This window comes from Salmonella sp. SAL4457 (assembly GCF_046548235.1).
GTDB classification, from domain to species: Bacteria; Pseudomonadota; Gammaproteobacteria; order Enterobacterales; family Enterobacteriaceae; genus Salmonella; species Salmonella enterica.
In genome coordinates this window covers 528,989-549,482 of the sequence record NZ_JBGDZO010000001.1, presented here as the reverse complement: position 1 = coordinate 549,482, position 20,494 = coordinate 528,989, and the positions used below count along the sequence as shown (strand labels likewise).

14 protein-coding genes, 2 tRNA genes and 3 other RNA genes are annotated in these 20,494 nt (G+C 51.9%); 9 read left to right on the top strand and 10 right to left on the bottom strand.

The features are described 5' to 3' along the window. Positions 1-3 precede the first annotated feature (3 nt). Complete coding sequence (gene adhE, locus ACLJNW_RS02895) at positions 4-2,682, top strand: bifunctional acetaldehyde-CoA/alcohol dehydrogenase (RefSeq protein ID WP_000301678.1); 2,679 nt, start codon at positions 4-6, stop codon at positions 2,680-2,682. 196 nt (positions 2,683-2,878) lie between these two features. On the opposite strand, the gene tdk is transcribed toward adhE, so the two are convergent. Further along, complete coding sequence (gene tdk, locus ACLJNW_RS02890) at positions 2,879-3,496, bottom strand: thymidine kinase (RefSeq protein WP_000068097.1); 618 nt, start codon at positions 3,494-3,496, stop codon at positions 2,879-2,881. Between the two features lie 662 nt (positions 3,497-4,158). Here tdk and hns point away from each other — a divergent pair. Next, positions 4,159-4,572 (top strand): histone-like nucleoid-structuring protein H-NS, encoded by a 414-nt coding sequence (gene hns, locus ACLJNW_RS02885; RefSeq protein ID WP_001287383.1) that lies wholly within the window; start codon positions 4,159-4,161, stop codon positions 4,570-4,572. 130 nt (positions 4,573-4,702) lie between these two features. Here the strand turns inward: hns and galU are convergent, their stop codons facing one another. The 3 genes from galU to rssA all read right to left on the bottom strand — a co-directional run bounded on the left by galU (position 4,703) and on the right by rssA (position 7,823). Then, positions 4,703-5,611 carry a UTP--glucose-1-phosphate uridylyltransferase GalU gene (galU, locus tag ACLJNW_RS02880; protein WP_000729450.1) on the bottom strand — a complete coding sequence of 303 codons (909 nt, stop codon included), beginning with the start codon at positions 5,609-5,611 and terminating at the stop codon, positions 4,703-4,705. 202 nt (positions 5,612-5,813) lie between these two features. Beyond that, complete coding sequence (gene rssB, locus ACLJNW_RS02875; protein WP_000193432.1) at positions 5,814-6,827, bottom strand: two-component system response regulator RssB; 1,014 nt, start codon at positions 6,825-6,827, stop codon at positions 5,814-5,816. A gap of 90 nt (positions 6,828-6,917) precedes the next feature. Beyond that, a complete protein-coding gene (gene rssA / locus ACLJNW_RS02870) occupies positions 6,918-7,823 on the bottom strand; it encodes a patatin-like phospholipase RssA (RefSeq protein WP_001230575.1) in 906 nt (301 codons plus the stop codon). Between the two features lie 110 nt (positions 7,824-7,933). Here rssA and ACLJNW_RS02865 point away from each other — a divergent pair, with 110 nt between their 5' ends. The 7 genes from ACLJNW_RS02865 (at position 7,934) to ACLJNW_RS02835 (ending at position 10,172) form a co-directional block, all read left to right on the top strand. After that, positions 7,934-8,392: a YchJ family protein gene (locus tag ACLJNW_RS02865; protein WP_001540172.1), complete on the top strand. Its 459-nt coding sequence runs from the start codon at positions 7,934-7,936 to the stop codon at positions 8,390-8,392. 50 nt (positions 8,393-8,442) lie between these two features. Further along, positions 8,443-9,285 carry a formyltetrahydrofolate deformylase gene (purU, locus tag ACLJNW_RS02860; protein WP_001191156.1) on the top strand — a complete coding sequence of 281 codons (843 nt, stop codon included), beginning with the start codon at positions 8,443-8,445 and terminating at the stop codon, positions 9,283-9,285. 158 nt (positions 9,286-9,443) lie between these two features. Then, positions 9,444-9,528, top strand: a tRNA-Tyr gene (locus tag ACLJNW_RS02855). Between the two features lie 44 nt (positions 9,529-9,572). Beyond that, positions 9,573-9,704: non-coding RNA, RtT sRNA (locus ACLJNW_RS02850), on the top strand. Positions 9,705-9,738: 34 nt separating this feature from the next. Beyond that, a tRNA-Tyr gene (locus ACLJNW_RS02845) sits at positions 9,739-9,823 on the top strand. 43 nt (positions 9,824-9,866) lie between these two features. Next, positions 9,867-9,998, top strand: a non-coding RNA gene (locus ACLJNW_RS02840) — RtT sRNA. Positions 9,999-10,041: 43 nt separating this feature from the next. Next, a non-coding RNA gene (locus ACLJNW_RS02835) (RtT sRNA) lies at positions 10,042-10,172 on the top strand. 102 nt (positions 10,173-10,274) lie between these two features. On the opposite strand, the gene ACLJNW_RS02830 is transcribed toward ACLJNW_RS02835, so the two are convergent. From ACLJNW_RS02830 to narK, 6 genes are all read right to left on the bottom strand, one after another. After that, a complete protein-coding gene (locus ACLJNW_RS02830; protein ID WP_024154653.1) occupies positions 10,275-11,696 on the bottom strand; it encodes a tetratricopeptide repeat protein in 1,422 nt (473 codons plus the stop codon). A 241-nt stretch (positions 11,697-11,937) separates the two neighbouring features. Next, positions 11,938-12,615: a respiratory nitrate reductase subunit gamma gene (gene narI, locus ACLJNW_RS02825; protein WP_000545594.1), complete on the bottom strand. Its 678-nt coding sequence runs from the start codon at positions 12,613-12,615 to the stop codon at positions 11,938-11,940. Then, positions 12,615-13,325 carry a nitrate reductase molybdenum cofactor assembly chaperone gene (gene narJ / locus ACLJNW_RS02820; RefSeq protein WP_000571668.1) on the bottom strand — a complete coding sequence of 237 codons (711 nt, stop codon included), beginning with the start codon at positions 13,323-13,325 and terminating at the stop codon, positions 12,615-12,617. Before narJ ends, narI begins: the two co-directional genes overlap by 1 nt. Then, positions 13,322-14,857 (bottom strand): nitrate reductase subunit beta, encoded by a 1,536-nt coding sequence (gene narH, locus ACLJNW_RS02815; RefSeq protein ID WP_000702629.1) that lies wholly within the window; start codon positions 14,855-14,857, stop codon positions 13,322-13,324. The genes narJ and narH overlap by 4 nt, the downstream gene beginning before the upstream one ends. Then, positions 14,854-18,597: a nitrate reductase subunit alpha gene (locus ACLJNW_RS02810; protein WP_000032881.1), complete on the bottom strand. Its 3,744-nt coding sequence runs from the start codon at positions 18,595-18,597 to the stop codon at positions 14,854-14,856. Before ACLJNW_RS02810 ends, narH begins: the two co-directional genes overlap by 4 nt. A 387-nt stretch (positions 18,598-18,984) precedes the next feature. Next, positions 18,985-20,382, bottom strand: a complete 1,398-nt coding sequence (narK, locus tag ACLJNW_RS02805) for a nitrate transporter NarK (RefSeq protein WP_023204438.1) — start codon at positions 20,380-20,382, stop codon at positions 18,985-18,987. Positions 20,383-20,494 lie beyond the last annotated feature (112 nt).

Genomic DNA, 20,494 nt, shown 5'->3' with positions numbered 1-20,494 from the left:
ATTATGGCTGTTACTAATGTCGCTGAACTTAACGCACTCGTAGAGCGTGTAAAAAAAGCCCAGCGTGAATATGCCAGTTTCACTCAAGAACAGGTCGACAAAATCTTCCGCGCCGCCGCTCTGGCAGCCGCTGATGCCCGCATTCCGCTGGCCAAAATGGCCGTCGCCGAATCCGGTATGGGTATCGTGGAAGACAAAGTGATTAAAAACCACTTCGCTTCTGAATATATTTACAATGCTTATAAAGATGAAAAAACCTGCGGCGTGCTGTCTGAAGACGACACCTTCGGGACCATCACCATTGCTGAACCTATCGGCATTATTTGCGGTATCGTTCCAACCACTAACCCAACCTCTACCGCGATCTTCAAATCGCTGATTAGCCTGAAGACCCGTAACGCCATCATCTTTTCTCCGCATCCGCGCGCTAAAGAAGCAACCAACAAAGCGGCAGACATCGTTCTGCAAGCGGCTATCGCTGCCGGCGCGCCGAAAGATCTGATTGGCTGGATCGATCAACCTTCCGTAGAACTGTCTAATGCGCTGATGCACCACCCGGATATCAACCTGATCCTCGCCACTGGCGGTCCAGGCATGGTTAAAGCAGCATACAGCTCCGGTAAACCTGCTATCGGCGTAGGCGCAGGCAACACCCCGGTTGTCATTGATGAAACCGCGGATATCAAACGCGCTGTGGCGTCTGTTCTGATGTCTAAAACCTTCGATAACGGCGTAATCTGTGCTTCTGAACAGTCTGTTGTCGTTGTTGATTCCGTCTATGATGCCGTTCGCGAACGTTTCGCCAGCCATGGCGGCTACATGCTGCAGGGCCAGGAGCTGAAAGCGGTTCAAAACGTTATCCTGAAAAATGGCGCTCTGAACGCCGCTATCGTCGGCCAGCCAGCCTACAAAATCGCTGAACTGGCAGGCTTCTCCGTACCAGAAACCACCAAGATTCTGATCGGTGAAGTTACGGTCGTTGACGAAAGCGAACCGTTCGCACACGAAAAACTGTCTCCGACTCTGGCGATGTATCGTGCGAAAGATTTCGAAGAAGCGGTAGAAAAAGCAGAAAAACTGGTCGCTATGGGCGGTATCGGTCACACCTCCTGCCTGTACACTGACCAGGATAACCAGCCAGAACGCGTTGCTTACTTCGGTCAGATGATGAAAACCGCGCGTATCCTGATCAACACCCCGGCCTCTCAGGGTGGTATCGGTGACCTGTACAACTTCAAACTCGCACCTTCCCTGACGTTGGGTTGTGGTTCCTGGGGTGGTAACTCCATCTCTGAAAACGTTGGTCCGAAACACCTGATCAACAAGAAAACCGTTGCTAAGCGAGCTGAAAACATGTTGTGGCACAAACTTCCGAAATCTATCTACTTCCGCCGTGGCTCTCTGCCCATCGCGCTGGATGAAGTGATTACTGATGGCCACAAACGTGCGCTCATCGTGACTGACCGCTTCCTGTTCAACAACGGCTACGCAGACCAGATCACCTCTGTGCTGAAAGCGGCTGGCGTTGAAACCGAAGTCTTCTTCGAAGTTGAAGCCGACCCGACGCTTTCCGTTGTTCGCAAAGGCGCTGAGCTGGCTAACTCCTTCAAACCAGACGTGATCATCGCGCTGGGCGGTGGTTCCCCGATGGACGCCGCGAAAATCATGTGGGTCATGTACGAACATCCGGAAACTCACTTCGAAGAGCTGGCGCTGCGCTTTATGGACATCCGTAAACGTATCTACAAGTTCCCGAAAATGGGCGTGAAAGCGAAAATGATCGCCGTCACCACCACTTCCGGTACCGGTTCTGAAGTCACACCGTTTGCGGTTGTGACCGACGATGCAACCGGTCAGAAATATCCGCTGGCTGACTACGCCCTGACCCCGGATATGGCGATTGTCGATGCCAACCTGGTGATGGATATGCCGAAGTCCCTGTGTGCGTTCGGTGGTCTGGATGCGGTAACTCACGCCCTGGAAGCTTACGTTTCCGTACTGGCTTCTGAGTTCTCTGACGGTCAGGCTCTGCAGGCTCTGAAACTGCTGAAAGAAAACCTGCCGGCGTCTTACCACGAAGGGTCTAAAAACCCGGTTGCGCGTGAACGTGTTCACAGTGCAGCGACTATCGCCGGTATCGCGTTTGCCAACGCCTTCCTCGGTGTATGTCACTCCATGGCGCACAAACTGGGCTCTCAGTTCCACATTCCGCACGGTCTGGCGAACGCCCTGCTGATTTGTAACGTTATCCGCTACAACGCGAATGACAACCCGACCAAGCAGACCGCTTTCAGCCAGTACGATCGTCCGCAGGCACGCCGTCGTTACGCTGAAATTGCTGACCACCTGGGCCTGAGCGCGCCGGGCGACCGTACCGCCGCTAAGATTGAAAAACTGCTGGCATGGCTGGAAAGCATTAAAGCTGAGCTGGGTATTCCTAAGTCTATCCGTGAAGCAGGCGTACAGGAAGCTGACTTCCTGGCACACGTTGACAAACTGTCTGAAGATGCCTTCGATGACCAGTGCACCGGCGCTAACCCGCGTTATCCACTGATCTCCGAACTGAAACAGATTCTGCTGGATACCTACTACGGTCGTGATTTCACCGAAGGTGAAGTTGCAGCGAAGAAAGACGTCGTTGCCGCACCGAAAGCAGAGAAAAAAGCGAAAAAATCCGCTTAATTCGTTATCTGTTTTAGCATGACAATAACGGCCTCAATTGAGGCCGTTTTTTTGTTTTACCTGTTTATCTGATGCCTGAAGGCGCTATGCTGATCATCTGGCCTACGTGCTCACGGCACGCCCTTCGTCAGGAGGCCTGAATAATGACCTCCAAAGCGCTACAGGGCGTTTTATAAGCCGATCTTTACCTCAGGTATCATATGTGCCGATGACGCTCCTGAATCGCCGTCAGTGAGCCCTCCTCCAGCGCGTCCTTATAATGCTTACGGCAAACTGAAACGTAGCGTTCATTCCCGCCAATAACCACCTGTTCGCCTTCGTTATAAGGCCTGCCGTCCTGATCAAGGCGCAGAACCATACTGGCTTTACGACCGCAGAAACAGATAGTTTTTAATTCCACCAGCTTATCTGACCATGCCAGCAAGTATTGGCTGCCGACAAAGAGCTCCCCACGAAAGTCTGTTCGTAGCCCATAGCAAAGTACTGGAATATCTAATTTGTCGACAACCTCGGATAATTGATAAACCTGCTGGCGAGTCAAAAACTGGCTTTCGTCGACTAACACGCAATGTATTGTCTGCCGCGCGCTCTCGGCACGAATCTCTTCAAACAAGGATGTATTTTGGTTAAACAATTTTGCCGGCGACGACAAACCGATACGAGAGCTGACTTTGCCTGCGCCGAAACGATCGTCGATTTCCGCCGTATATACGACGGTACGCATCCCGCGTTCCTGATAATTGTATGAAGATTGCAGCAGTGCAGTCGACTTACCCGCATTCATTGCCGAATAGTAGAAATATAGCTGTGCCATTGGTCGCAGGACCTCACCTGAGTGAAATAAAGATTGGCGGGATTGTACCATAATTTACCGACGCGACGGCGCGGCTCGCGCTCCGGTGAGTATTAAGAATTGTACAAACATCGCTCACTATACCCAAAATAATTCGCGTTGCTTAAAGGCGGCAAGGGAGTGAGTCCCCAGGAGCATAGATAACTATGTGACTGGAGTGAGCGAGCGTAGCCAACGCATAAGCAACTTGAAGTATGAAGGGTATATACACATTCCTTCACAAATTATGCCGTTAAAATTCATCAACAATGCTTATCATCACCCGCCAATATGAAAACCTTGTACTTATTGTTACCGTTACTCATACCCGGTGCAAAGTAATAGGGTTTTCTTGTAAGGAAATCTAATACAAGAGATTGATATCTCAGCAATGAGATCGTATTTCATCATGATAAAATGTGACCTGACTCCTAAATTTTTAGCGACAGACGGTGAGTATCCCCCCTGCCAATAAGCTCTTTTTTGTGCGGCGCCTCAAGGAAAATTTAAGTTGAGATAATTAAAACGTGTGCTTAATAAAGCGTAATTTTGAATTCCTTACATTCCTGGCTATTGCACAACTGAATTTATCGCTCTATTATTAGCTCAACAAACCACCCCAATATAAGTTTGAGATTACTACAATGAGCGAAGCACTTAAAATTCTGAACAACATCCGTACTCTTCGTGCGCAGGCAAGAGAATGTACTCTGGAAACGCTTGAAGAAATGCTGGAAAAATTAGAAGTTGTCGTTAATGAGCGTCGTGAAGAAGAAAGCGCTGCTGCTGCTGAAGTGGAAGAACGCACTCGTAAACTGCAACAGTATCGTGAAATGTTAATTGCCGACGGCATTGACCCGAATGAACTGCTGAATAGCATGGCTGCCGCTAAATCCGGCACCAAAGCTAAACGCGCAGCTCGTCCGGCTAAATATAGCTACGTTGACGAAAACGGTGAAACTAAAACCTGGACTGGCCAGGGTCGTACACCGGCTGTAATCAAAAAAGCAATGGAAGAACAAGGTAAGCAACTGGAAGATTTCCTGATCAAGGAATAATTTACTTCCTGGATGCTTAAAATCCCGCCGCTGGCGGGATTTTTTTTGCCTGAGTTCTCCGCTGACGACCCCAGGCATAAAAAAGCGCCGGATTTACCAGCGCTTCTGTTAAAAAATTTATAACGTATCGTTACTTCTTAATACCCATTTCTTCTTCAAGCCAGGCTTTAAATTCAGCACCCAGCGAATTATGACGGATGCCATATTCAACGAATGCCTGCATATATCCTAACTTATTACCACAGTCATGGCTTTTACCCTTCATGTGGTAGGCTTCAACCGTTTCTTTTTCGATCAGCATATCGATAGCATCGGTCAACTGAATTTCATCCCCGGCGCCCGGAGGGGTTTTCGCCAGCAACGCCCAGATATCCGCGCTCAACACATAACGCCCGACAATCGCAAGGTTAGACGGCGCGACATCCGCTTTTGGTTTTTCAACCACGCCAACCATCGGCACACTTTCGCCCGGCGCCAGCTCAACGCCTTTACAATCGACCACGCCGTATGCGGTCACATCTTCTACTGGCTCAACCATAATCTGGCTATTGCCGGTTTCGTCGAAACGGCGGATCATTTCAGCCAGGTTATCCTGAGACAGGTCGGACTCATATTCGTCAAGAATAACGTCTGGCAGAATAACAGCGACAGGTTCGTTTCCGACAACGGGATGCGCGCACAATACGGCATGGCCCAGGCCTTTTGCCAGCCCTTGACGTACCTGCATAATAGTGACATGCGGAGGGCAAATAGACTGAACCTCCTCCAGAAGCTGACGCTTAACGCGTTTTTCCAGCATCGCTTCCAGCTCAAAACTGGTATCAAAGTGGTTTTCAATAGAGTTTTTAGACGAGTGCGTAACAAGCACGATTTCAGTAATGCCAGCAGCGATACATTCGTTCACGACGTACTGAATTAATGGCTTATCAACCAGCGGCAGCATCTCTTTCGGGATAGCTTTGGTCGCTGGCAGCATCCTGGTTCCCAATCCCGCGACCGGGATAACGGCTTTTTTGACTTTCGAATTAAGGGCAGCCATTTAAAATTCTCCTGGACTGTTCATGTATTGAACGTGTTCATTAATCTGTATCGTGTTCCAGTATATCAGTACCAGAACAAGCCTCAGGTCCAAAAAGGACTTATATTGGTATAATTAAGACAAATACTTATAAATCTGCCGCAGATAGTAACACTCGTCGGGAAAGGCCGGTAAAGCAATTTCCGCTCACTCTTCCGTTTGGTCATTCCGCAGACAACATCAATCGCAGACGCCCTCCTGCGCCCCATATTTGACACTGCCACGAGTCGCAACGCTGGCTTAATTGGTTAAGGTAGGCGTTACCCAATGTTCCTAGCGGCACGCCGCTGCTAATTTGAACCTGATGAGCGCCCGTATTTAAGGTGGCGTTCAATCCGGCGGAGACGAGAATCAAATTTTTGAGCTCACTGTGATAGTAGCCGACAAATAGCGGGAATTGCCCAGGTAAATTGGCTTGTCTGAGCAGATGATTTACCTGTTTTAATAGCGCGCCTAACTCCGGTAAACGGTGCTTTTGTTGGCCGAGCTGATCCTGCAATAAGCCGTTAAATAGCGCCCGCAGCAACAATGCGGCTAACACGCCGTTATCGCCCGCCCGGGTGACATCCAGGCAATAAAATGCCAGTTCGTTATCAGATAGCGGCGCAATATCCAGCACCAGTCCAGGCTGATCGGCGGAGACGAGCTGCCGGTAATTAATGCGGCAATGAGAAATCACCTGCTGTACCGGGGGCTGCAATTCCTGCAACAATTGCGCTGCGGCGGTCGGATTACTCACCATTGCATCCCAGTCACGAAACAGGCGTTCTTCTTCTTCAACCCGCGAGTTAAACATATTAGGGTATAAGCAAGCGAATACGGTTTCCCGCAAGCGGTTGAGATCTTTTACCGGCTTCAGCAAGACATCTTCAACCCCAAGGCGTAACGCTTTGGCGATATCCGCCATATTTTCTGTTGCGGAAATAACCAGAATAGGCGTCTGGTCTCCGCGATTACGTAAGTTTTCTACCAGTTTGAGACCGTTCATTCTCGGCATCGCGATATCACATATCATGAGATCAGGGGTAAAACGCCCCATCAACTCCAGGGCATCCACCCCGTCGCCTGCCAATGCCGTTGTCGCTCCCAAAGAGGAAAACCACGAATCCAGAAGCGAGCGAAATACAGGCTCGTCTTCAACAATAAGAATCTGTTTTCCGACCAATGGCTGCGTCATGTTCTCTCCCCTGACTGGCTTTAATCAATAGTGGCATGGTATTGCCGCTTGCGCCTGTCAGAATTTGCTTAAGTGATCGTAAAAGGTACATTAAACGTCGGTACGCACCAAGGGTATAAGTTCGTCCATCTTTTTCTCTACGGCTAACTGACCCGCCGCAATAGCGGCATGGGCGCGATGAAAATCCAGCGTTGAGATTTGCGGACAGAATGGTTGAATGAGAATATCAGGCGGATCGCCAGCCATACGGTTACGTTTAAGACGATTTTCCAACACCTGGATGGAGGTTGTCATGATTTCCATTGCCCCAGGCGAACTCACGCCACGGCGTGAAGTCAGGCTACTGAAACGTTCTTTTAAACGCTTATGCCAGGGCAGCGCATCATCGCTCTCTTCATTGATATTCCCGACATTTACAGAGAGCAAATCTTGCTGCATGAGGTGGGCATCATGTTGCAGGTCTACCGCAATAACGATATCAGCCCCCAGCGCCCTGGTTAACGAAACAGGTACCGGATTAACGACTGCGCCATCTACCAGCCAGTAACCGTTATGTTCAACCGGAGACATCAGCCCTGGCATACTGCACGACGCGCGTACAGCAAGGTGTAGATCGCCTTCAGTAAACCATAGCTCTCGTCCCGTGCTAAGATTCGTCGCGACCGCGCCAAAACGTCTTGAACAGTGGTCAAAATCCGTGACGGGCATAATATCCCGATAGTGATTAAATACGCGTTCGCCGCGAAGCAACCCTCCTCTGCCCCAGGATACATCCATCAGGCGTAAAACATCCCAGTAGCGGAATGAACATACCCACTGTTCAAGCGCCGATAATTTATTACAGGCATACGCGGCGCCGACCAGTGAACCTATTGAGCATCCTGCAACGATATCAATATCAATGCCTGTTTGCTTGAGGGCTTTGATGACCCCAATATGAGACCATCCTCTCGCTGCGCCAGATCCCAGCGCCAGCCCTATTTTCATTTTTCTCATCGTACTTAACGACTTCCCCTGGCTTCAAGACGTAGCAACATCGCCACTGCTCAGTTAACATAATGCCACCCTGGCGTTCAACGCCGTTTTTTATATTCAGGGAGATTATTGTGTCTCAGCCTTGTCCCTGTGGTAGCGCTGACGAGTATAGCCTATGTTGTGGTCGTATTGTGTCCGGAGAACGAGTAGCACCCGATCCGTCACATCTCATGCGCTCTCGTTACTGCGCTTTTGTGATGAAAGACGCAGATTACTTAATTAAGAGCTGGCATCCAACCTGCAATGCGGCCGCGTTTCGTGATGATATCATCGCCGGATTTGCCAATACCAGGTGGCTCGGCCTGACTATTTTTGAACATACCTGGTCAGAAGCAGAAAATACAGGGTATGTTAGTTTTATCGCGCGTTTTTCCGAACAAGGGAAAACCGGGGCGATTATCGAACGTTCTCGTTTTATCAAAGAAAACGGTCAGTGGTATTATATTGACGGTACCCGCCCGCAGTTGGGTCGAAACGATCCCTGCCCGTGCGGTTCAGGCAAAAAATTTAAAAAGTGCTGCGGCCAGTGACGCCTGACAGTATCGATACAGCAAACACTCTCAACAGGATTTTTCCGGCAATGCAATCACTACAACGTAAAGTTCTGCGTACTATTTGTCCCGATCAAAAAGGCCTTATCGCGCGGATTACCAACATTTGCTATAAGCACGAGCTTAATATTGTGCAAAACAATGAATTTGTGGACCATCGCACCGGACGCTTTTTTATGCGGACCGAGCTGGAAGGCATCTTCAATGATTCCACTCTCCTGGCCGATCTGGACAGCGCCTTACCGGAAGGCTCTGTTCGTGAACTCAATCCCGCCGGACGCCGTCGGGTAGTGATTCTGGTTACCAAAGAGGCGCATTGTCTGGGCGACCTGCTGATGAAAGCCAACTATGGCGGGCTGGATGTTGAAATCGCCGCGGTCATTGGCAACCATGAAACGTTACGCTCGCTGGTTGAACGTTTTGAGATCCCTTTCGAACTGGTCAGCCATGAGGGATTAACGCGTGAAGAGCATGACACGAAGATGGCGGACGCCATTGATGCCCATCAACCGGACTATGTGGTGCTGGCCAAGTATATGCGTGTTTTGACGCCAGGTTTTGTGGCGCGCTTCCCGAACAAAATTATCAATATCCACCACTCATTCCTGCCGGCGTTTATCGGCGCGCGTCCTTATCATCAGGCCTATGAGCGCGGCGTGAAAATCATCGGCGCTACCGCGCACTATGTGAATGATAATCTGGATGAAGGCCCAATCATTATGCAGGACGTGATTCATGTCGATCACACTTACACCGCAGAAGATATGATGCGTGCCGGGCGCGACGTTGAGAAAAACGTATTAAGCCGCGCGCTGTATCAGGTTCTGGCACAGCGAGTCTTTGTTTACGGCAATCGGACGATTATTCTTTAATCGTCAGTAATATGAATTGATTAGCTTTAATCCGTTACGGATGAAAAGTACGCAAACAGTTCATTTCAGGCAAAGGAATACTTTACAGCGGCGTGTCATTTGATATGATGCGCCCCGCTTCCCGAAAGGAAGCGGGCCAGTATTAAGCATTACCCCGTGGTGGGGTTCCCGAGCGGCCAAAGGGAGCAGACTGTAAATCTGCCGTCATCGACTTCGAAGGTTCGAATCCTTCCCCCACCACCATTATTCACTACATCGATGTAGTTAACTCGATGAGCAATGCAGAAGTTTGCACTTGTCGGGGAAGGGTGAGAACCTTCGATTAAGGTTCGACTCGAGCGAAAGCGAGAGAACGTTGCCAACGGCAACGGCCCGTAGGGTGAGGAGCGAAGCGACGAATAATCCTTCCCCCACCACCATCTTCAAGCTTTACCTACAATTTGAATTACCCCTGGTGGGGTTCCCGAGCGGCCAAAGGGAGCAGACTGTAAATCTGCCGTCATCGACTTCGAAGGTTCGAATCCTTCCCCCACCACCATCACTCCCGTCGCGTATCTTATCCCCGCTAAGCACAGTGCCTTATATCTCTCTGTACGGGAAGGATGAGAAGCTTCGACTAAGGTTCGATTCGAGCGTCAGCGAGAAAGCGTTGCCGCAGGCAACGACCCGAAGGGCGAAGCGCGCAGCGCTGAGTCATCCTTCCCCCACCACCATCACTTCCGTCGCGTATATTATCCCCGTTAAGCATAGTGTCTCATATCTCTCTGTACGGTAAGGATGAGAAGCTTTGATTAAGGTTCGATTCGAGCGCAGCGAGAAAGCGTTGCCGCAGGCAACGATCCGAAGGGCGAAGCGAGCAGCGCTGAGTCATCCTTCCCCCACCACCATGACTTCATAAGGCACCAATTTCAAATCAATCAGCACTGCCCCGTATCCTTACCCCACAGGCAGACTTCACACCATGGCGCCATAGCTTATTGGCTATCTTATCAATACTTCTTCCTGGCAATCTTTTTCGCCTCCTTTGACTGGTTGATTTTTCGCCTGATGAGATCAAAGGCGGCATATGTCTCGCTAAGTTGATCTGGGGTGAGCGTTCCCTTGAGTCGGTCTCTTTCGGCAATGAGCGCTGAACAATCATCCTTAGATTTTTCCGTATATATACTTGCCATGTAATACCAAATATAGGCCTGCTTATTATCTTTAGGCACCCCCTGGCGCCCATGAGCATAAATTTCCCCAAGCGCTAATTGTGCCGGAGTAAACCCCTGCTCTGCCGCTTTAAGGTACCACTTCAGCGCATTCCGGCTATTTTCAGGCACGCCTCTTCCCGTGTTATATGCTACGCCAAGCTGATATTGCGCTTTCGCAAAATCCTGTTTTGCTGCTTTTCGATACCATGCGATAGCCTGTCTGTCGCTTTGCGCGACGCCGCGACCAAAAGCAGACATGATGCCCAGATGCGTTTGCGCAGCAGGCAGTCCCTGGCGTGCGGCTTTGCGATACCACGCCAGCGCCTGTTGGTAGTCCTGAGAAACGGCCTCGCCCTGCATAAACATCACGCCGATCGCATCCTGCGCCTCGGCCAATCCCTGCGCTGCGGCTCTGCGATACCACTCCAGCGCCAGATTGTGATCTTTCAATAAGTGATAACCGTTGTAATACCATACGCCAAAATTGTACTGTACCTTTGCCATCACGCGTTGCGCTGTTTTTCGATACCACGTCTGAGAGTGAACCTGGTCAGCGGGATGCGCTTTATCATAGAGCGCATTCAGCGGAATGTGGCCTGGCGTATAGCTGCCTGGTATACCTTCATTAAGCCAGTAAACTGCCTGACGATAATCCTGAGGCACGCCTTCACCATAAAAATAGGCAACACCGAGATAAAGTTGCGCGGGGTCGTACATATTTTCCGCCGCTTTACGCATCAAGATCGCCGTTTGCTGATAATCCTGAGGAACGCCCTGACCGTGGGCGTACATTACTCCAAGCTTAAATTGTGCTGACGAAGCTGAACCCTGTCCGCGGACAACGCCCGCATCATTGGTTGGAGAGGCGGCTTTTCGATACCACTCCAGCGCTTTTTGTCGACTAAGTGGAAAATTTTCACCATAGTTGTAATGATAGCCAAGGATAAAATAGGAAAAATCCGAACCTTGTTTACCCGCTTTCTCCAGCCATTTTATGGCTAGTTTATAATCAGGCTTAACATATTGCCCCTCCGCATACCAGCTTCCAAGCGAGAACTGCGCGCTTTCATCTCCTTGTTCCGCTTTTTGCTCTAATTCCTGAACGTACTGGCATTCTTCCGAGTCAGGGGGATAGCGATCCTCGCAGACAGCAGCGTGAGCCATTTTTGAAATAAATATATTTAATATTATTATTTTGAAAATTGATGAAAAACGCATACAACTATCCTTATTGTCGTTTATGGCGTGATTATATGCTGCATCATCCTTTTTCTGCTTACAAAAAACTCGCACAGATGCTGAATAAACCCAGAAACAAAGAGTCCGGATTCAGATGCCAGACATGGCAGATCCGCTGTAAACGAAACAAAGCGGCGGTCGATAAGGCATTTATGCCGCACTCCGGCAAACAGCCATAAAAAAACTCCGCCGAAGCGGAGTTTAGGGCATCGAGAGAAAATCAGTGACGCGCACGTACAATCTGGTATTTGCGGGTCAGATACTCGACCGGCACGCTCCAGATATGCACCAGGCGCGAGAATGGGAACAACAGGAACAGCGTCATCCCCAGTACCAGGTGCATACGGAAGATAAAGGCTACACCATCCAGATGTGCGGATGCGCCACCGTGGAAGGTCACAACTGACTGCGCCCACCCGACCAGCTTCATCATTTCACTCCCGTCCATATGCTGGGCGGAGAACGGAATGGTCAGCAGGCCCAGCGCGCACTGAATCACCAGCAGCGAGAGAATCAAAATATCTGCGCCGGTAGTGGTGGCGCGGACACGTGGGCTAAACAGACGACGCTTGAGCAGTAAAATACCGCCAACCAGCGTCAGCACGCCGCAGGCGCCGCCGGCAATCATCGCCATCTTCTGCTTCACGTCGACCGGCAGAAAAGCTTCATACATCCAGTGCGGCGTTAACATGCCCAGGAAGTGACCGGCGAAAATACCCAGAATCCCAATGTGGAACAGGTTTGACGCCAGGTTCATTCCTTTGCGATCCAGCATCTGACTGGAAGCCGCCCGCCAGGTGTACTGACCGTAGTCGTAACGTAACCAGCTACCGATCAGAAATACCGATCCGGCAATGTACGGGTAGATATCAAAGAAGAACATATTCAGGAAGTGCATTAGTGCTGTCCTCCGGTGGTGATATTCAGATATTGCGGCGCCACGGCCCCGGCAAAACGACGCTGGTGAGCGGAGATTTCCGACTCGCCACACCCTTGATCGGCGAAGAATTTCACCTGCTCTTCTTCCCAGACCGCATCCAACGCCTGTGGGGTATCATCACGTGCTTCATTCGCAATTTTTTCAGCCACTTTGTCGCTGTCGATAACGGTATTCGCCAGTTTTAACAGCAGATCGAACAGCACCGCATAACGGCTGTCACGCTGTTGCAAACGTGCGCTGAGCAGCGCCAGAATCGGCGCGATATCCTGTAACCCCCCTAACGCTTCGCTTTTCGGCAATTGCGCAAGGTATTCCAGATACAGCGGCAGATGATCGGGAAGTTCGCGGCTGTCGAGCTGCAAACCGTGCTGCTCATACTGTGCCATCAGGTCAACCATCGCCTGACCGCGATCGCGGGACTCCCCGTGAACATGTTCAAACAGCAGCAGTGATGTGGCGCGACCACGGTCAAACAGTTCGCTATAAGCGGCCTGTACATCCAGCATGTCCTGCGCGGTTAAATCGCGCAGGAAAACGCCCAGAGTCTGGGCATCCTCTTTATCCAGGTTCTCAGATGACGCGAGCGCATCGAACAACTCCTGCTGATGCTGCCACAGGGCAGCATCCGGGTACTCGAGCAGACGCGAAACAATGACGAGTTCAATCATGCGTGCGGCTCCGTTTTGCTGGTCACATCAACAGCGTCGATGCGGCGGCTGTTGAACAGATTGAATTTGGTATCAGACCCGTGGCAACCATCGCCGAAGGTAAAGCCACAACCGCTTTTCTCCGGGAATGCGTCACGCGCCAGTTCACGATGGCTGCTCGGCACCACAAAGCGATCTTCATAATTAGCAATTGCCAGGTAACGATACATTTCCTGCGCCTGGGCTTCGCTTAAACCCACCTCTTCCAGCGCGCGGGTATCCACTTTACCGTCTACGGTTTCCGCACGTTTGTAGTGACGCATCGCCAGCATCCGTTTCAGCGCCAACAGTACCGGCTGGGTGTCGCCAGCGGTCAACAGGTTCGCCAGGTACTGCACCGGGATACGCAGACTGTCTACATCCGGCAGAATACCGTTGCTGCCAAGTTCGCCCGCATCGGCTGCAGACTGAATCGGTGACAAAGGCGGCACGTACCAGACCATCGGCAGCGTGCGGTATTCCGGATGCAGCGGCAGCGCCAGCTTCCAGTCCATCGCCATTTTGTACACTGGCGATTGCTGCGCCGCATCGATCACGCTCTGCGGCACGCCGTCCTTCAGCGCCTGCTCAATGACAGCCGGATCGTTTGGATCGAGGAACACGTCCAGTTGACGCTGGTACAGATCTTTTTCGTTTTCCGTACTGGCGGCGCTTTCAATGGCATCGGCGTCATACAGCAGTACGCCAAGATAACGGATACGACCCACGCAGGTTTCCGAGCAAACAGTCGGCTGACCAGCTTCGATACGCGGGTAGCAGAAGATGCACTTCTCGGACTTGCCGCTCTTCCAGTTGAAGTAAATCTTCTTGTACGGGCAGCCGGTGATGCACATCCGCCAGCCGCGGCACTTGTCCTGGTCGATCAGCACGATGCCATCTTCTTCACGCTTGTAGATAGCACCGCTCGGGCAGGTCGCCACGCACGCCGGGTTGAGACAGTGCTCGCACAGGCGCGGCAGGTACATCATGAAGGTGTTTTCGAACTGGCCGTACATCGCCTTCTGCATGTTTTCAAAGTTCTGGTCTTTAGCGCGTTTTTCGAACTCGCCGCCCAGAATCTCTTCCCAGTTTGGCCCGCTGGTAATTTTGTCCATCCGCTGGCCGGTAATCAGCGAGCGCGGACGCGCGATCGGCTGATGTTTGCTTTCCGGCGCGGTATGCAGGTTCTGGTAGTCGTAATCAAACGGCTCGTAGTAGTCGTCGATGCCCGGCAGATGCGGGTTAGCGAAGATTTTACCCAGCAGCAGCGCCCGGTTGCCCATGCGCGGCTGTAGTTTGCCGTTGATTTTGCGGATCCAGCCGCCTTTCCATTTTTCCTGATTTTCCCAGTCATTCGGAAAACCAACGCCAGGCTTACTTTCTACGTTGTTAAACCAGGCGTATTCCATACCTTCGCGACTGGTCCAGACGTTTTTACAGGTGACTGAACAGGTATGACAGCCGATGCACTTATCGAGATTCAGCACCATGCCGACTTGTGAACGAATTTTCATTTTACGCTCTCCTGTACCTGGTCATTGCCTTCGCCATCCAACCAGTTAATGTTCTTCATCTTACGTACCACCACAAACTCATCGCGGTTGGAGCCGACGGTGCCGTAGTAGTTAAAGCCGTAGGCTAACTGCGCATAGCCGCCGATCATATGGGTCGGTTTCGGCGTAATACGGGTCACCGAGTTATGAATACCGCCGCGCTGCTGGGTAATTTCCGACCCCGGCAGGTTTACGATACGTTCCTGCGCGTGGTACATCATGGTCATGCCCGCCGGTACACGCTGGCTGACCACTGCGCGTGCGGTCAATGCGCCGTTGCTGTTGAAGACTTCGATCCAGTCGTTATCTTCAATGCCCAGATCTTTGGCGTCGGTTTCGCTCATCCACACAATCGGGCCGCCACGCGACAAAGTCAGCATCAACAGGTTATCGCTGTAGGTCGAGTGGATACCCCATTTCTGGTGCGGCGTCAGGAAGTTGAGCGCCTTCTCCGGATTACCGTTGGATTTACGCCCCATCACCGCTTTCACCGAGCGGGTGTCGATCGGTGGGCGATACACCAGCAGACTTTCGCCGAAGTCGCGCATCCACTGGTGATCCTGATACAACTGTTGGCGACCAGACAGTGTACGCCACGGGATCAGCTCGTGAACGTTGGTATAACCGGCGTTATAAGAAACGTGCTCATCTTCCAGACCAGACCAAGTCGGGCTGGAGATAATTTTGCGCGGCTGGGCCTGAATATCGCGGAAGCGGATTTTCTCTTCTTCTTTATTGGTCGCCAGATGCGTATGGTCGCGACCGGTAAACTCGCTCAGCGCCGCCCAGGCTTTCACCGCCACCTGACCGTTGGTTTCCGGCGCTAACGTCAGGATCATCTCTGCCGCGTCAATCGCCGTGTTGAGCATCGGCTGGCCTTTCGCCGGACCGTCCGCTTTGGTGTAATTGAGCTTACGCAGCAAGTCCATTTCGCTCTGCGTGTTCCAGGCAATCCCTTTCCCGCCGTTGCCGATTTTCTCCATCAGCGGGCCGATAGAGGTAAAGCGTTCGTAAGTCGCCGGGTAATCGCGCTCAACGGTCATGATGTGCGGCGCGGTTTTCCCTGGAATCAGATCGCATTCGCCTTTTTTCCAGTCTTTCACGTCCAGCGGCTGCGCCAGTTCAGCGGCAGAATCGTGCTGGATCGGCAGCGTCACGACGTCAGTCTCTTTACCCAGGTGGCCTACACAGACTTCGGAGAATTTCTTCGCAATGCCTTTGTAGATTTCCCAGTCGCTTTTCGATTCCCAGGCCGGATCTACGGCGGCAGACAGCGGATGAATAAACGGATGCATATCCGAGGTATTCATATCGTCTTTTTCATACCAGGTCGCCGTCGGCAGTACGATATCGGAGTACAGGCAGGTGCTCGACAGGCGGAAATCCAGCGTCACCACCAGATCCAGTTTGCCGTCCAGGCCATTGTCACGCCACTCCACTTCTTCCGGCTTCACTCCGCCCTGTTTACCCAGATCCAGCCCCTGAATACCATGCTCAGTACCCAGCAGATATTTCAGCATATACTCATGGCCCTTACCGGAAGACCCAAGCAGGTTAGAACGCCAGATGAACAGGTTACGCGGGTGGTTTTTACCGTTTTCCGGCTGCTCGGCGGCAAAGCGAATCGACCCCTCTTTCAGGGATTTGACGGTATAATCTACCGGCGTCATACCGGCTTTTTCCGCTTCACGCGCAATATACAGCGGGTTAGTGCCTAACTGCGGCGCCGACGGCAACCAGCCCATACGCTCGGCGCGCACATTGAAGTCAATCAGATGACCGCTATAGCGGGATTTGTCCGCCATCGGCGACAGTAACTCCTCGGCGGTCACCGTCTCGTAGCGCCACTGGCTGGAGTGGTTATAGAAGTAAGAGGTGCTATTCATGTGACGCGCCGGACGCTGCCAGTCAAGGGCAAACGCCAGCGGCTGCCAGCCGGTCTGCGGACGCAGTTTTTCCTGGCCGACGTAGTGCGCCCAACCGCCGCCGCTCTGACCAACGCAACCACAGAACACCAACATATTGATCAGCCCGCGATAGTTCATATCGAGGTGATACCAGTGGTTCAGACCGGCGCCAACGATAATCATTGAACGCCCGTGCGTTTTGTCCGCGTTATCGGCGAACTCCCGTGCGATACGGATGATCTGCGCCCGCGGCACGCCGGTGATCTGCTCGGCCCATGCTGGCGTATACGCTTTGGTATCATCATAACTGGCGGCACAATTTTCATCGTTCAGGCCGCGTTCCAGACCATAGTTCGCCATGGTCAGGTCATACACGGTGGTGACTAACGCTGAAGAACCATCGGCCAGTTGCAGACGTTTTGCCGGCAGTTTATGCAGCAGGACGTTATCCAGCGCCACATGATTAAAGTACTCTGAACCCTCGCCGCCGAAATACGGGAAGCCCACGTCAGCAATCTCATCCTGGCTGCCCAGCAAGCTGAGCTGCAATTCAGTTTCTGCACCGGTAGTCCCGTCGCGCTGTTCGAGGTTCCATTTGCCTTTTTCGCCCCAGCGGAAACCAATTGAACCGTTTGGCGCCACCATTTCACCGTTGCTGTTGATAGCGACGGTTTTCCATTCCGGGTTATTTTCCTGCCCCAGCGAATCAACGAGATCGGCAGCGCGCAGCATACGACCTGCGGCATAATAACCATCACGCTCTTCAAGCATCACCAGCATTGGCATGTCGGTATAGCGACGGACATAATCGGTGAAGTACTGGCGCGGGTTGTCGAGGTGGAACTCGCGCAGCATGACGTGGCCCATCGCCAGCGCCATCGCCGCATCGGTCCCCTGCTTCGGTGCCAGCCACAGATCGCACAGTTTGGCGATTTCAGCATAGTCCGGCGTCACCGCGACGGTTTTGGTGCCTTTGTAACGTACTTCGGTAAAGAAGTGGGCATCCGGCGTACGGGTTTGCGGCACGTTAGAGCCCCAGGCGATAATATAGCTGGAGTTGTACCAGTCAGCGGATTCCGGCACGTCGGTCTGCTCGCCCCAGGTTTGCGGGGAGGCTGGCGGCAGGTCGCAGTACCAGTCGTAGAAGCTCAGGCAGGTACCGCCAATCAGCGAAAGATAACGTGCCCCGGAAGCGTAGGAAACCATCGACATCGCCGGGATGGGTGAGAAGCCCGCGACGCGGTCAGGGCCATAGGTTTTCACGGTGTACACGTTGGAAGCGGCGATCAGTTCGTTCACTTCCTGCCATGAGGAGCGAACAAAGCCGCCACGACCACGCGCCTGTTTGAAGCTTTTGGCTTTATCGGCATCTTCAATGATGGAGGCCCATGCCTCTACTGGATCGCGATGCAGTTTTTTCGCCTCGCGCCACATCTTCATCAGACGTTTGCGCATCAGCGGATATTTCAGTCGGTTAGCGCTGTAGAGATACCAGGAGTAGCTTGCGCCGCGCGGGCAGCCGCGAGGTTCATGGTTTGGCATATCAGGACGGGTGCGCGGGTAATCGGTTTGCTGTGTTTCCCAGGTCACCAGACCATTTTTGACATAAATTTTCCAGCTACAAGAACCGGTGCAGTTCACCCCATGGGTTGAGCGCACAATTTTGTCATGCTGCCAACGTTGGCGGTATCCGTCCTCCCAGTCCCGGTTTGTTTCGAGAAGCTGGCCGTGCCCATCGGCAAAGGTTTCGCCCTTCTGCTTGAAGTAGCGAAACCGGTCCAGGAATTTACTCATCGGGTTTCTCCTGTGTGGAACCTTACGGCTCTCTGATAAATCGACATTGCTTAACTAAAGGCGAAGGTAACGCGCTGAATGGGCGTGAGAATTGATAACGATCAAGGCGGACAGGGATGCAAATGGCGCGCAAACCTCCTGCATACTCCTTTTGGAGGAGGAGTTTTATTTATATATATTACTGATTTAATTACATAAAATTAAATTTACGCACAAATTGAATGTTAAATTTTCAACAAGTGGGTATTAAGGGGTATCCCCCTGGATGACCGATAAAAATGTGCGTGGTCAGCCCTGTCGCGCCTCTCTTCTTGACTATAAGTATGTTGTAACTAAATACAGGTAAAAAAAAGCGCGGTCTAACGCCGCGCAAAGGATAATCAAAAATTACTTTTTATTTTTAGAATGACGTCCATATACCGCCCAGGTAATAACGACGCAGGCGATATAGAAAATAAGAAAGACTTTCATCGCGCCGACTGGAGAACCAGTTAATGCTAAAGATGAACCAAACGCTTTCGGAATAAAAAAGCCGCCAATCGCGCCAATCGCGGAAATAAAGCCCAGCGCCGCCGCCGTATCGGTCGCCGCTTCACGCATGGCTCTTTCGTCCGACCCGCCTTCCGCTTTAACCCGGTCCATCGTCAGTTTACGGAAGATAACGGAGATCATCTGGAAGGTAGAACCACTCCCCAACCCCGCCGTCAGAAATAGCGCCAGAAATACCCCGTAGAACGCGATAAAGCTACCTCCAACGCCGCCAGTAGGTAATGTCAGGAACAGCAGACCGCTGAAAATCGCCATCAGGACAAAGTTGATAAGCGTGACGCGAGTCCCCCCCAGACGGTCAGAAATTGCGCCGCCTGCCGAACGCGCCAGCGCGCCGATAAACGGACCGAAAAACGCATAATGCAGGATCTGCACATCCGGGAATTGTGTTTTAGACAGCATAGCGAACCCCGCGGAGAAACCGATAAACGATCCGAAGGTCGCCAGATACAGCAGACTCATGATCCACAGATGACCACGTTTGAGCACCGGCAGTTGCTCTTTTAGCGAGGCCTTAGACGTCGCCAGTTCGTTCATGCCGAACCACGCCGCCAGCGTAAAAATGGCCAGGAAAGGCACCCAAATCCAGGCTGCGTTCGCCAGATAGAGCTGAGAACCATCCGGCTGCTCTACACCGTGGCTACCAAAGGCGGCAAAGATAGAGAGCGAAACCACCAGCGGCGCAACCAGCTGCATCACGCTCACGCCCATATTGCCCAGACCGCCGTTCAAACCCAGCGCGCCGCCCTGCTTTTGTTTAGGAAAGAAAAAGCTGATGTTCGCCATACTGGAGGCAAAGTTCGCGCCGGCAAAACCACACAGCAAGGAAATAATAATGAAAGTGCTAAATGGCGTACTGGTATCCTGAACGGCAAAGCCTAACCATACGCAAGGCACGATGAGGATACCGGTACTGAACGCTGTCCAGCGACGTCCGCCAAATAGCGGCACCATAAAGGAGTAAGGCACCCGTAGCAGCGCGCCGGAAACAGATGGCAGCGCAGTCAACATAAAGAGCTGATCGGTCGTAAAATTAAATCCCACTTTCGGCAGGTTTACCGCCACTGCGCTAAATAGCATCCAGACGCAAAACGCCAGCAGTAAACACGGGACAGAAATCCACAAATTACGGCTGGCGACACGATGGCCGCGCTGCTGCCAGAATGCCGGATCTTCCGGACACCATTCCGTGATAACAGCGCCAGTTGCCCTTTCCGGGGCGGATGAGTGACTCATAGACACCTCTGATTCTTGATTTGATGTCTGCCACATTAGGGTTTACTGCCGAAGGTAAGTTGATATAAATCAAAGGAAAAGTCGTCATCACCGGCGACTAAAAAGCGTTATT